General features: G+C 66.4%; 13 protein-coding genes. 7 read left to right on the top strand and 6 right to left on the bottom strand.

Features of this window, described 5'->3' with window-relative positions:
- Positions 1 to 172: 172 nt before the first annotated feature.
- On the bottom strand, positions 173 to 772 hold the full coding sequence (locus tag DMX06_RS18935) for a lytic transglycosylase domain-containing protein (protein ID WP_110738854.1): 600 nt from the start codon (positions 770 to 772) through the stop codon (positions 173 to 175).
- A 185-nt stretch (positions 773 to 957) separates the two neighbouring features.
- On the opposite strand from DMX06_RS18935, the gene gspG reads away from it, so the two are divergent.
- The 3 genes from gspG to DMX06_RS18920 all read left to right on the top strand — a co-directional run bounded on the left by gspG (position 958) and on the right by DMX06_RS18920 (position 3796).
- Entirely contained in the window at positions 958 to 1383 is a 426-nt protein-coding gene (gspG, locus tag DMX06_RS18930; RefSeq protein WP_110738853.1) for a type II secretion system major pseudopilin GspG, read from the top strand.
- Between the two features lie 11 nt (positions 1384 to 1394).
- Positions 1395 to 2573 (top strand): type II secretion system F family protein, encoded by a 1179-nt coding sequence (locus DMX06_RS18925; protein ID WP_110738852.1) that lies wholly within the window; start codon positions 1395 to 1397, stop codon positions 2571 to 2573.
- Positions 2574 to 2638: 65 nt separating this feature from the next.
- Positions 2639 to 3796 (top strand): GGDEF domain-containing protein, encoded by a 1158-nt coding sequence (locus DMX06_RS18920; protein ID WP_181427863.1) that lies wholly within the window; start codon positions 2639 to 2641, stop codon positions 3794 to 3796.
- A 15-nt stretch (positions 3797 to 3811) separates the two neighbouring features.
- Here the strand turns inward: DMX06_RS18920 and DMX06_RS18915 are convergent, their stop codons facing one another.
- On the bottom strand, positions 3812 to 4726 hold the full coding sequence (locus DMX06_RS18915) for a site-specific integrase (RefSeq protein WP_110738851.1): 915 nt from the start codon (positions 4724 to 4726) through the stop codon (positions 3812 to 3814).
- Positions 4727 to 4941: 215 nt separating this feature from the next.
- On the opposite strand from DMX06_RS18915, the gene DMX06_RS18910 reads away from it, so the two are divergent.
- Entirely contained in the window at positions 4942 to 6123 is a 1182-nt protein-coding gene (locus tag DMX06_RS18910; RefSeq protein WP_110738850.1) for an NnrS family protein, read from the top strand.
- A 112-nt stretch (positions 6124 to 6235) separates the two neighbouring features.
- Entirely contained in the window at positions 6236 to 6883 is a 648-nt protein-coding gene (locus tag DMX06_RS18905; protein ID WP_110738849.1) for a DUF1345 domain-containing protein, read from the top strand.
- Here the strand turns inward: DMX06_RS18905 and DMX06_RS18900 are convergent.
- Positions 6809 to 8038: a pyridoxal phosphate-dependent aminotransferase gene (locus DMX06_RS18900; RefSeq protein WP_110738848.1), complete on the bottom strand. Its 1230-nt coding sequence runs from the start codon at positions 8036 to 8038 to the stop codon at positions 6809 to 6811. The two genes, DMX06_RS18905 and DMX06_RS18900, sit on opposite strands and share 75 nt — an antisense overlap.
- A 298-nt stretch (positions 8039 to 8336) precedes the next feature.
- On the opposite strand from DMX06_RS18900, the gene DMX06_RS18895 reads away from it, so the two are divergent.
- Entirely contained in the window at positions 8337 to 8600 is a 264-nt protein-coding gene (locus DMX06_RS18895) for a DUF1652 domain-containing protein (protein WP_110738847.1), read from the top strand.
- Here the strand turns inward: DMX06_RS18895 and DMX06_RS18890 are convergent.
- Entirely contained in the window at positions 8597 to 10684 is a 2088-nt protein-coding gene (locus tag DMX06_RS18890; RefSeq protein ID WP_110738846.1) for a putative bifunctional diguanylate cyclase/phosphodiesterase, read from the bottom strand. The two genes, DMX06_RS18895 and DMX06_RS18890, sit on opposite strands and share 4 nt — an antisense overlap.
- 364 nt (positions 10685 to 11048) lie before the next feature.
- Between DMX06_RS18890 and DMX06_RS18885 the strand changes: the two genes are divergently transcribed.
- A complete protein-coding gene (locus DMX06_RS18885; protein ID WP_110738845.1) occupies positions 11049 to 11330 on the top strand; it encodes a hypothetical protein in 282 nt (93 codons plus the stop codon).
- 1 nt (position 11331) lies between these two features.
- On the opposite strand, the gene DMX06_RS18880 is transcribed toward DMX06_RS18885, so the two are convergent.
- Both DMX06_RS18880 and DMX06_RS18875 read right to left on the bottom strand, forming a co-directional pair.
- Positions 11332 to 12012, bottom strand: a complete 681-nt coding sequence (locus DMX06_RS18880) for an alpha/beta hydrolase (RefSeq protein ID WP_110738844.1) — start codon at positions 12010 to 12012, stop codon at positions 11332 to 11334.
- Between the two features lie 116 nt (positions 12013 to 12128).
- The gene (locus DMX06_RS18875; protein WP_110738843.1) at positions 12129 to 12938 is read right to left on the bottom strand and encodes a substrate-binding periplasmic protein; all 810 of its coding nucleotides are present in this window, start codon (positions 12936 to 12938) and stop codon (positions 12129 to 12131) included.
- Positions 12939 to 13037: the final 99 nt, after the last annotated feature.

Below are 13037 nucleotides of genomic sequence, written 5' to 3'. Positions count from 1 at the left end.
GGCTCCGCGGCTGGGCACCTCTAGAGGTTATAGCCCAGAGTTGGGGGAAGCATGGGGTGTTGGGGGAGCTATTGATCGTGTGAGGGCTGCCAGGGGCTTGTCGTAACCTTGCAGCGCTCGATCTCATAGGCGCTGCAAAACTTACGGCGAACACCTAGAAACCCCACCCCACTCAAAGCGGCGCATCCTCAGCCAACCCCCGCAGCAACCGATACTCACGCAACACCGCCGGCACATACCGCCGCGTCTCGGCAAACGGCGGCACCACCCGCCCCCGGCTGAGCACGGCATCGGGCCCGGCATTGTAGGCCGCCACCGCCAACGTGATGTCGTTGTCGAACAGCTTGAGCATGCGCTTGATATAGCGCGCCCCGCCCTGCACGTTGGACGCCGGATCCAGCACATCCGCCACGCCCATCTCCTTCGCCGTGTCCGGCATCAGCTGCATCAGCCCCGCCGCCCCCTTGGCCGAGCGGGCCTTGGGGTTGTAGCCGGACTCGGCCTTGATCAGCGCATGCAACAGCGCCGGCGACACATCGTTGGCCAGGGCGGCGGCGGCCACCAGGTCGGCGTATGGCCGGCCGGTGACCAGCTGGGCGTTGACCGGCCTGCCAGCCAAGCCGCTCTCCTTGATCACCCGCTCATAGTGCCGTCCAGGCCGATGCACGTTGGACAGCACGAAGCCGCCCTTGCCATCGCTGGCGATGTAGATGTCGGCCTGGGCGCCGAACGCCATCAGCCCCGCCGCCAGTCCCAGGATCAGTCCACGCATGTCGGTTGCCTCCCGTCGCACAAGATCAAGAGTGGCCCCCGATGTGGGGGAAATGCCCCGTCGACCCGGGCTTTACGGCTATGAGGCAAGGGTCGTGCCGCCCGCCAGCGCGCATGGCGCAAGGGCTCGGTGCAGACGTGCACGGCTGTTGCATGGCAGGGACAAACGCACGGGAGGGTTTCACCATGCAGCGCAAGATCCACAGCCAACGCGGCTTCACCCTGCTCGAACTGTTGGTGGTGCTGGTGGTGCTGGGCCTGCTGGCCGGCATCGTCGCACCCAAGTACTTCAGCCAGCTGGGCCGCTCCGAGGCCAAGGTGGCGCGGGCGCAGATCGAAGGCCTGGGCAAGGCCCTGGACCTCTATCGCCTGGAAGTCGGCCACTACCCCAGCAGCGAACAGGGCCTGCAAGCCCTGGTGGTCGCGCCCGGTGGCGAAGCGCGCTGGTCGGGGCCGTACCTTCAGAAAGCGGTGCCCCAGGACCCCTGGGGGCGCCCTTACATCTACAAGCAGCCCGGCGAGAACGGCGGCGAGTACGACCTGCTGTCGATGGGCAAGGATGGCCAGCCCGGCGGTGACGGGGAAAACGCCGAGATCACCAGCTGGCAATGAGGAGCCCGGCCATGCGCTATCAGCTCAAGGCCCTGGGCAGCCAGGGCGTGGTGCAATTGCAGGTGGAAGCCGAGGACAGCGACCAGGCTCGGCGCCAGGCCGAGGACCAGGGCCTGCGCGTGCTCAGCGTGCGCAGCCAGGGCCTGGCCCTGCGCCGCCGCCAGGCGGCGTTCGACCTGATGCTGTTCAGCCAGGAACTGGCCACCCTGCTCGGCGCCGGCCTGCCGCTGATCGATGCCCTCGAAAGCCTGGCCGAAAAAGCTCCGGGCGGTGCCACGCGCAAAACCCTGGAGCAACTGGTGCGTCAGTTGTACGAGGGGCGCTCGCTGTCCCAGGCCCTGGCCCAGCAGCCACGGGTGTTCCCCGCCCTGTACGTGGCCCTGGTGCAGTCCAGCGAACGCACCGGCGCCCTGGCCGACGCCTTGAACCGCTACATCGGCTATCGCCAGCGGCTGGACCTGGTGCGCCAGAAGCTGGTCGGCGCCTCGGTCTACCCCCTGCTGCTGTTGCTGGTGGGCGGCGGCGTGGTGCTGTTCCTGCTCGGCTATGTAGTGCCGCGCTTCAGCCTGGTGTTCGAGGGCATGGGCACCGAACTGCCCTGGCTGTCGCGGGTGCTGATGCGCATCGGCCTGTTCCTGCATGCCCAGCAACTGCCCCTGGGGCTGGGCACGCTCATCGGCATCGGCGCGCTGGTCGCCCTGCGTCGTCATCCGGCGCTGCGCCGTGGCGCCGGCCGCTTGCTGCGGCGGATGCCGGCCCTGCACCAGCGCCTGGTGATGTACGAACTGGCGCGTTTCTATCGCTCGCTGGGGATTCTCCTGCAAGGCGGCATTCCCATCCTCACCGCCCTGGGCATGGCCCGGGGATTGCTGGGCAGCAGCGCGGCCGAAGGCCTGGAACAGGCCAGTCGGCGGGTCGCCGAGGGCCTGCCGCTGTCCGATGCGCTGCAGGCCGGGCAACTGATCACGCCGGTTTCACTCAGGCTGCTGCGCGCTGGCGAGCAGTCGGGTAACCTCGGCGAGATGCTCGAGCGCTGCGCGGACTTCCACGACCAGGAGATCAGCCGCTGGGTCGAATGGTTCGTCAAGCTGTTCGAGCCCTTGCTGATGACCTTTATCGGCCTGCTGATCGGGCTGATCGTGATCCTCATGTACATGCCGATCTTCGAGCTGGCGTCGAGCATTCACTGAGCAAGGTAGCAAATGGCCATGCGCATGGCTTAGCATCGCCGGTTTGCCCTTTGAGCCCTTGTATCGTGCCGCTTAGCCTGCCGACCCTGATCCTGGTCGCCGTTTTCATCCTGGCCCTGATGGGCATCCTGACCCTGCACGCCTGGCGGCGTTGCGCCAGCGATCCGAGCCTGGGCTACCTGGGCGCGATGCTGCTGCTCTCGGCCCTGGGGGTCAGCCTGAATGCCCTGCGTGGCATTGACATGGACTACCTGGCCCTGGTGCTGGGCAACATCGTCCTGCTGGTCGGTACCGGCCTGGGCTGGACAGCCATGCGCGTGCTCGGCGGGCGCAAGCCGCACTGGCCGCTGCTGCTGGCCGGTGCCGTACTCTGGTGGCTGTTCAGCCTGTGGCCGGGCTTTTACGGCGATCTCGGCCTGCGGGTAAAGGCGTATTCACTGTTGACCCTGGGCTACACCTGCCTGAGCATCGGCGAGTTGCTGCGCCCACGGGTGCGCCTGCAGGTGTCCTATACCCCGGCGTTGATCCTGACCACCCTGCATGCAGCGCTCTACCTGATGCGCACGCTGCTCGAGGACGGTGTCGCCCTCGACCACGCCATCAACAGCGGCGGCGCCAGCCCGGGCTTCTTCGCCTTCATCCTGTTCGAGTCGATGCTGTTCGCCATCGGCATCTCCTATGTGACCCTGGCGATGGTCCGCGAGCGCGCCGAGATCCTGCTGCGCGCCGCAGCCTACAGCGACCCGCTGACCGGCATCGACAACCGTCGGGCATTCATGGAGCGCGGCGCTCAGTTGCTGGATCACGGCGCGGCAAGCCAGTTGCCGGTGGCGTTGCTGCTGTGCGACCTGGACCACTTCAAGCGGATCAACGACCGCTTCGGCCACCCCGTCGGGGACGAGGTCCTGTTGGCGTTCGCCCGCGAAACCGCTCGCCACCTGCGCCGGGACGACCTGTTTGCGCGCATTGGCGGTGAGGAATTCGCCTGCCTGCTGCGCGGCGCCAGCGAGCTCGAGGCCGAACGGGTGGCGCAGCGGATCTGCGCCGGATTCGCAGGGCTCGAGCTGCTGGAGCCGGGGCTGCTGGGCGTGAGCATAGGCATCGTCAGCCGGCCGGCGGCGCAAGGTGAGCTGTCGCGGCTGCTGTCGATGGGCGACCGTGCATTGTATGCAGCCAAGCAACAGGGACGTGGGCGGGTGTTGCGCTATGCCGAGGTGTACTGACGGACTCGGTCCTGGTCAGTAGTCGAACCGCTCCACTGCCCGCCGCCGCTCGTTGTCATCGCGCCGGTCATAGCTCGCCGTGGTCTGGATGTTGGCATGGTGGGCGAGCTTCTGCGCGATCGACAGATCGTGCTCCTCGATCACCCGGGTGATGAACGCCCGGCGAAAATCATGGGGCATGATCTTGGCCCCCACCTGCGCTCCGCGCTGGCGGGCGATGTAGTAGATCGCGTGCTTGGTGATGCGCGCACGGGTGATATGGCTGCCGCGGCGGATGCGGTTGAACAGGAAGCTGTCGTCGCGCTCGCCGGCGGGCAGGTGCTGGCGGCGCAGGTCGAGCCAGGCCTGCAGCTTGTCGAAGGCCCAGCCCGGGGCGTACTTGACCAGCTGACGGTTACCCTTGGCCAGCACCTGCACGCTGCGCTCCTGGAAGTCCACCTGGTCCAGGTCGACGTCCACCGATTCCGACTTGCGCATGCCGGTGCCGTAGAGCAACGCCAGGATCGCCGCGTCGCGCACGCCTTGTGGCCGCGGGTCGGCGGCGCACACATCCATCAGTTCGCGGATCAGGTTGCGCCGCAGGTTGCGCCCCGGCGGCAGGCGGCTGCCGCCGGCCGGCTTGACCTCGCGGATCATCAGCAGTTGCTCGTGGTCGATCAGCCCCTGGCGCCAGGCCTCGTTCATCACCCCGCGCACCGCATTGACGTAAAGCGACGAGGTATTGGGCGCGTACCCATCGGCGCGCAGCGCCGCGACCAGGGCAATCACATGGCCGGGCTCGAGGCGGTGCCAGGGTACGTCGGCGATATCACCATCGGCAAAGCCCAGGCGGTCGGCGGCGTCCTGCAGGATGTAGCGCATGGTCAGCTGGCTGGACGGGGCCAGTCGGGCGAGGTACTGCAACAGCGGATTGCGCAGGAGGTCGGTCACAGCGGGGATCCTGTAGCGAAGCCGAATGCGCGGCGAGCGCAAGGCGGCGTAAAGCGAGTCATTTAAACCCTGATAAAGGTCAAAAAGACTACAAGCAAAAAGAGTCATAATGACTTCACGCGGTGCCATCACCTTGATATTCAAGGCCTTTGAACGCTGGCATGGTTCGTGATGGTACCCCATTCAACCGCTCCGATCGAACCAAGGTCCCCGCCATGCTCGTCCAGCCGATCACCGCTCGCCCCCGCCAGGCCCTCTGGGCCCTGGGTTTTCGTCCGTTCTTCCTCGGCGGCAGCCTGTTCGCCCTGCTCGCCCTGCTGCTGTGGGCTGGCGTGCTGACCGGCGCGCTCGAACTCGACCCGGCCGGCGGCATGCTCGCCTGGCATCGCCATGAAATGCTGTTCGGCTTCGCCGTGGCCATCGTCGCCGGATTCCTGCTCACCGCCGTGCAGAACTGGAGCGGCATCCCGGGCCTGAGCGGCCGGCCGCTGCAGGGGCTGTTCCTGCTCTGGCTGCTGGGCCGGCTCGGTTGGTTCCTGCCCTTGCCGGCCTGGCTGCTGGTGCTGATCGAAGGCGCCTTCCTGCCCCTGGTGGCGCTGGCCCTGGCGCGACCGATCATCCAGCGACGGTTGCGCAACAACTACCCCATCGTCGCCCTGGTGCTGCTGATCGCCGCCTGCCAGTGGCTGACCCTGGCAGGTTGGCTGCAGGGCAGCGAGCTGTGGCAACGGCGCGGCGTGCTGGCCGGGCTGTGGCTGGTGGCGGCGATGATGAGCGTGATCGGCGGCCGGGTGATTCCATTCTTCACCCGGCGCGGCCTGGGCAACATGAGCCCGGCACCAGCCCGCCCATGGCTGGACCGCACCTGCCTGCTGGGCAGCGTGGCGCTGCCACTTACCTACGTACTTGGCCTCAACGATGCGCCGCAACCACTGATGGCCGCACTGTTCGCCGCCCTGGCGGTGCTGCACGGCGTGCGCCTGGCACTGTGGCATGACCGAGGCCTGTGGCGGGTGCCGCTGCTGTGGTCGCTGCACCTGGCCTACGCGTGGCTGATCCCGGCCTGCCTGGGCCTGGCCCTGTGGCATGCCGGGGTGGCGATCAATCCGAGCCTGGCCGCCCACGCCCTGACGGTCGGCGCCATGACCGGGCTGATCGTGGCGATGATGGCCCGGGTCAGCCTGGGGCATACCGGGCGGCCGCTGGCGGTGCCGCGCAGCATTGGCTGGGCGTTCGCGCTGATCCAGCTGGCGGCGCTGGCCCGGGTCGCTGTGACACCGTTCACGCCCCTGGGGTTGGGGTTGTCGGTGCTGTTCGGCAGCGCGGCGCTGCTGCTGTTCCTCTGGCACTACCTGCCGATCCTGTTGCGGGCACGGGTGGATGGCATGCCGGGCTGAACGACCTGTATGGGCTGCGCGCATTGAATGAGTTGCGTGGGAGCGGGCTTGCCCCGCGATAGGGCCACATCTGGTCTACAGTTCAACCCACGCCCATCCGCCAAGGGACCGCATGGCCTTTCACCACCTCACCCGCACCCATCCCCGTCTGAGCGTCGCCACCCTGGCCGGCCTGCTCGGCGGCTGGCTGATTCCCGCCGGCGACACCGTGCAGCATATCCTCGCCGGCTGGAACCTCGGCGTCTGGCTGTACCTGGCGATGGCCTTGTGGCTGAGCCTGCGGGCCAATGCCGAGCGGGTACGCAAGGTCGCCCGCATCGAGGATGAAAACGCCGGCCTGGTGCTGATCACCGTCTGTGTCTCGGCCATCGCCAGCCTGGCCGCCGTCACCCTGCAACTGGTGTCCAGCCGCGGCCTGGAGGGCGGCGCACTGGCCCTGCACTACCTGTACACCGGGCTGACGGTGGCCGGGTCATGGCTATTGATCGGCTGCATCTTCAGCCTGCACTACGCCCGGCTGTTCTACACCGGCGACCGCCATGAGCCGCCCCTGCGTTTCGCCGATGGCGAGCGCAACCCGGACTACTGGGACTTCCACTACTTCTCGTTCACCATCAACGTCGCCGTGCAGACCTCGGACATCGGCGTTGCCGGGCGGGCCATGCGCAGGGTGGTGCTGGCCCACTCACTGGTAGGTTTCGTGTTCAACACGGCGATCCTCGGCTTCACCATCAACATCGCCGCCGGGCTGCTCGGCTAGCACCCGCAGCGCGCAAGCGGCGATGCGTCGGCACACCTGCTCCAGCACAGCGGCCTCCAGCACCAGCCCTAGGCGCAGATGCCCCGCCGCGCTCGGCCCGAAACCATCCCCCGGCAACAACGCCACGCCCTCCTCGTCCAGCAGGTGCTGGGCGAACGCCTGGGCGCCAAGCCCGGTGCCACGGATGTCGAGCATCACGAACATCCCCCCGACCGGCCGATGGACGAGAATGCCGGGACAGCCTTCCAGCACCGCGCACACCCTGTCCCGTCGCTGCCGGTATATCTCGCGCATCCGCCGCACGTCATCCCTGGTCTGGTCCAGGGCCACGCAGGCCGCATGCATGACGAACTCCGGCAGGCCGAACAGCATGTTCATGACCAAGGTACCGAGGTGCCGGGCGAACAGCGGCGGGCCGATCACCCAACCGACGCGCCAGCCGCTCATGGCATGGGACTTGGACAGGCTACCGATCGACACACAGCGCTCGGCCATACCCGGCAAATCCAGCGGATTTGGCGCCTCGCCGTCGTACAGCAGCGACTGGTAGACGTCGTCGCAGATCAGCCACAGGTCGTGCGCCCGGCATAACCGCGCCAGGCACTCCAGGTCGGCCAGGGCGATCGCAGCGCCCGTCGGGTTGTGCGGACTGTTGAGCAACAGGCCCCGGGTGCGAGGGGTGATCGCCCTGGCCACCGCCGCAGGGTCCAGGCGAAACCCCTGCTCCGCTCTTGTCGCGACCTGTATGGGCACGGCACCGCAGGCGCCGAACACTCCGTGGTAGGTCACATACATGGGGTCGGCGACGATCACCTCGTCGCCAGGTTCGAACAGGCACTGGAAGGTCGCAAACAGACCACACTGCGCTCCAGCGGTCACCACTACCTGCGCGGGGTCCAGAGGCAGTAGGCTATGGCGCACCACGGCTTCACGCAGGGCGAGGCTGCCGCGCACATCGCTGTAATGCGTATCGCCGCGCCGCAGGCTGGCCACAGCAGCCTCGACCACCGGGGCCGGGGTGTCGAAGTCGGGGTCGCCCACCGACAGCAGGAAAATTTCGCGCCCCTGCCGGCGTTGTTCCAGCGCCTGGTAGTGAATGTCCCAGGCGGTGACCGCGTGACCGGCGATACGTTGGGTGAGCGTGGAATAACGCATGACTGTCTCCCTGTCTGCCGGCCGGCACCGCTGGTCCGAAAAGCACTGCCGGTAACCATAGCAGAGCGACCATCGCTGCCAGCCGCCCACCTGCGGGGAAAACGTTTGCCCCAGCCAATGAACACCCACCGTTCATCGTTACAGGACTGTGACTGGCGTCATGTATTAGTACATCTGCCATATTTTCCAGCGAATACTGCCATGGCAGGTGCTATGGTTAGAGTCCCGACAGGCCAGGACGGCCACAGTGCTATTGCTACGGAATCACCGCGTTCAGGATCCGAACAAGGAGGCTGGCATGAACAAGATGACGTTCCCCAACGCCTGCCAGGTGATGCGCTGGCATTTCCATCCGCTGGGCTTCGAGGCCAGCATGGACGCCCCGCGCAGCATGGTTGCCCGGCTGTTCGACCGGGCCACTGGCGAAACCCTGCTGGCGATCGCCGGCATTCCCTGCGCCACCATCATGCCCGCCGCCGATGTCGAGCGGATCATCGAGGCGGTGGAGGCCGAGATGGAAACCTTCGACCTGCTGACCAGCCCCATGCGCAGCGCCGTCTAGCTTGCCTGTTCCTGGCGTGCCTTCAACACCTGCAATCCCTTCATGAATTGTTCGGGCGGCACCGGCTGGCCAAGCAGGTAGCCCTGCAGCGAGTCGCACCCCAGACGTGTCAGGAAGTCCTGCTGGCGGTCGGTTTCCACCCCTTCGGCGACAATCCGCAAGCCCAGCGCCTGGCCCAGGGCGACGATGGCCGAGACGATCGCCGCATCGTCGCTGTCCTGCTCCAGGTCGCGCACGAAGCCGCGGTCGATCTTCAGCTCGTTGGCCGGAAGGCGCTTGAGGTACATCAGGCTGGAATACCCGGTACCGAAATCGTCGATCGACAGGTCTACGCCCATGTCCGACAGACGCTGCAGCACATGCAGGCTGGCGTCGGCATCGCGCATGGCGGTAGTCTCGGTGATTTCCAGGGTCAGGCGGTTGGCCGGCAGGCCGTTCTCGTTCAGCGCCTGGGCCACGCTGTCGACCAGCCCGGCATGGCAGAACTGGATGGCCGACAGGTTGACCGCGATGCGCCAGCCGTCGTTGCCCTCATCCAGCCACTGGCGCATTTGCCGGCAGGCTTCGCCCAGCACCCACTCGCCGATCGGAATGATCAGGCCGGTCTTCTCGGCCAGGCCGATGAAGCGGTCCGGCAGCATCAGGCCATGTTGCGGATGCTCCCAGCGCAGCAGGGCCTCGGCACCGATAGGTTGGCGCTGCACGGCGTCGAACTTGGGCTGGTAGTGCAGACGGAACTGCTGGTGCTCCAGGGCCGTGCGCAGATCCTGCAGCAATTGCAGTTGCTGGCGCGCGTTGCTGTTCATCGAGGCGTCGAAGAAGCTGTAGCCGTTCTTACCGGCGCTCTTGGCGTGGTACATGGCCGCGTCGGCGTTGCGCAGCAGCTCGTGCTGGTCCAGCCCGTTGCCCGGGTACAACACGATGCCCAGGCTTGCCGACAGTTGCAGGTCGTGCTCGGCCACGCGGAACGGCCTGGCCATCAGGTTGACCTGCTTGACCGCGACGTTCATGGCGTCGTCCGGCTCGTCCAGCTCCACCAACAGCACGAACTCGTCGCCGCCGATCCGCGCCAGGGTGTCCTGGCTGTGCAGGTGGCCGCGCAGACGCGCCGCCACGGCCTTGAGCAGCAGGTCGCCGACATGGTGGCCAAAGGCATCGTTGACCGGCTTGAAACCGTCCAGGTCGATGAACATCAGGGCGAAGCAGCCGCCCTGCTCCGCCACCCGGCCCATGGCCTGGTCGATACGGTCGGCCAGCAGCGTGCGGTTGGGCAATCCGGTCAGGGTGTCGTGCAGGGCCAGTTGGGTCAGTTCCTGGTTGGCCAGGGTCAGCGAACGTGCCAGCTCCGCCGTGCGCGCCTCCAGGCGGGCATCCAGCACCGAGGTCAGCAGGGCCACCGCCAGCACCGCCAGGGTGGTGATCAGCACCAGGTAGTCCAGGCCGTCGCCAGCCAGGCCCGTGGTCAGCGCGCCACAGAAGCTGCCCGCCGGGAAGTTGGCCGCGGCCATGCCGGTATAGTGCATGCCGACGATGGCGATGCCCATCACCACCGCCGCGACGCCGCGGATCTGGCGCACATAGGGGGTGTGCTGGCGCAGGCGGAAGGCGATCCACAACGCCGCCGCCGAGGCACCCACCGCGATGGCCAGCGATGCGCCAAACAGCGTCGGATCGTAGTCGATACCCGGCTGCATGCGCAGTGCGGCCATGCCCATGTAATGCATGCAGGCAATGCCGGTGCCCATGATCAAGGCGCCGAATACCAACTGCAGCCACGGCAGTTTCGGCTGGCTCACCAACCACAGGGCAAAGCCCGAGGAGGCCACCGCGATCAGCAGCGACAGGACCGTAAGTGTGGTGTCATAACCCAGTTCGATCGGCAAGCTGAACGCCAGCATGCCGATGAAGTGCATCGACCAGATACCGATGCCCATGGCGAACGCCCCGCCGCCCATCCACAAGTACACCGCCCGCCCCTTGGCCGTGGCAATGCGCCCGGTGAGGTCCAGGGCCGTATAGGAGGCAAGGATGGCCACGCACAGCGAGATCAACACCAGCGAGGAGGAGTAACTACCGATCAGCATTCGCACTTCCAGGAGCAGGCCGAAGAACGGCCCGGGAAAAGCCGATAATTGTACTCAAGCTTTGGCGAAACGCACGGGGTTTTCGCGGGTCTGAGTGGATCCAATGATTGACCGGAGGCGCCGCAGGGACTGGGCTAGAGCGCATTGCCCAGTAATTGAAGGCATATTGCCATTGGTCGTCTCGGACCTCATCGCGGGGCAAGCCCGCTCCCACGCTGTGAAACATGCCTGAATGACCTGGAAGATAGCGTGGGAGCGGGCTTGCCCCGCGACAGCGTCATGACGAAACCCACGCCAAGCGAAGCGACTCCAGCTAATCTAAACAGGCCCACACCCTGAAACCACGCCGCCCCAGGAGCTCGCCATGGCCACCCGCCCCAGGCAGGCAGTGCTGCTCACCCTGCTTGCCGCCTCACTGTCCCTGAGCGCAGGCTGTTCGAGCAAACACGCCACCACCCGCTACGCAGCACAAGGCTCCGCTTGCTATGCCAAGGCCCTGCCCAGCAGCGGCGAGGGTGGCCTGGCCTTCGGCCCCACCCTCGCCATGGCCAGCAAGAAGTCGCTGGACAGCTGCGTGCGCTACGCTGGCAGGTCGGGCGGCACGCCGCACACCTGCCAGGTGGTCGTGGCCAGGTGCAAGGGCTGAGCTAGCCCAGCGCCTCCTCGATCAACGCGGCGACTTCCTTGGCCCGGGAGGCCAGCGACGCGTGACTGGCATCCAGGGTGATGACCTTGCGCGCCTGCAACCGCGCCGACATCATCTGCTGGTTGGCCGGTGCGATCATGTGATCCTGGCTGGAGACCTGGTACCACGACGGTTTGTGCTTCCACGCCGGATCAACGATGGTGTCGCCAAAGGTGCTCGCAAGCGGCGCCTTCTGCGTCACCGCCATGACCAGCGCCTCGTCCGCCGACAGGTCCTGGCAGAAGCTCTCATGGAACTTGTCGGCCTTGATCCACAGGTAGCCGTCGCTGTCCGGCGCCAGGTTCGGAGCCGCCAGCGGGGGATGCTGCTGGGTCAGTGCGCCTGGGCTTTCGCCCGCATCGGGTGCGAAGGCCGCGATGTAGACCAGCCCCGTTACATTGGCCTGGTTGCCCGCCTGGGTGATCACCGCTCCGCCATAGGAGTGGCCGACCAGCAGCACCGGCCCGCCGACCTGCGCCACCATCTTGCGCGTGCGCTCGGCGTCATCCGCCAGTGAGGTCAGCGGCAGCTCCACGGCGCGGACATGCGTGATGCCCCTGCGCGCCAGCTCGACGATCACCTTGCCCCAATGGGCGGCCCCGCCCCAGAAACCGTGTACCAGTACGACAGTAGGCTTGCTCATGAATGAACACCTTCGCTAGGGAAACAGGGATGTGGTTCGCCGCAACAGCATAGGCCATCGGCTGCCACGCCTTAGATCAAAGGCACTGGACCGCAAGCGCGCAAATGACGCAAAGCCTATTGGCCGGCCTGCTGGCGTTGCCAGCGTTGCAGATTTTCGGCCACCAGTTGCTCGGGCAAGGGGCCTGCGGCCAGCGCCTTCATCTTGCGCGCCAGCTGGTCGCGCAACGCCGGTTTGTTGCAGCCGGACTTGTGCGACACCGCCAGGTACAACCCCTCGCTGGAGACCGGCGGTTCGAGCACTTCAAGCGCCTGTTCCTTGCCCAGCGTGCGGGCCAGGGCCAGCCCGGGGTAGTGTTCGAAGATCACATACTCGCTGCGCTTGAGCAGCAGCTTCTGAAAGGCCTGGGTGACGCTGGGCACGGCCTCGAGGTTGAGCTGCGCCCGGGCATAGTCGTCGAAGGCCTGGCCGTGGCTGTTGTTGACCAGCGTCCCGCCGCGTCGCCCCTTGAGGTCGGACCAGTCGCGGTAGGCGAAGCCCTCGCCCTTGCGTACCCAGACGACGCTGGAGTTGAACAGGAACGGCGGGCTGACGAAATCCACCAGTTGCTCCCGAGCCTGGGTGCGAAAATACCCCGCGAGCATGTCGATACGCCCGGTATTCACCTCTTCCTGGGCTCTGGACCAAGGCCCGACATACACCACATCCACCACCAGTCCAAGCTCCTTGGCCACCTGCTTGAGCAGGTCGGCGTTGGCGCCTATCAGCCGTTCAGGGTCATGCGGATCACGCCAGAGGTAGGGTGGATAGTCCGGGTTGCCGGTGGCGGTGAGGTGCTGGCAGGCGTCAGCGGCACCGGCGAGCTTGGGCACCACCGCCAAGGCGAACGACAACAACACAGACAGGCCCAGACAACGTCCGCTCATTGCGTCCCTCGTACCATGGATTACGCCACTGACAACATGGCCTTACACAGTGTGCACGAGAAACGCACGAATGCCATATGCGACATGATGAACCATTGC

The organism is Pseudomonas mosselii (assembly GCF_003205295.1).
Lineage (GTDB): Bacteria > Pseudomonadota > Gammaproteobacteria > Pseudomonadales > Pseudomonadaceae > Aquipseudomonas > Aquipseudomonas mosselii_B.
Note: the sequence above shows the minus strand (reverse complement) of the source record. Positions and strands in the feature narration are given on the sequence as shown.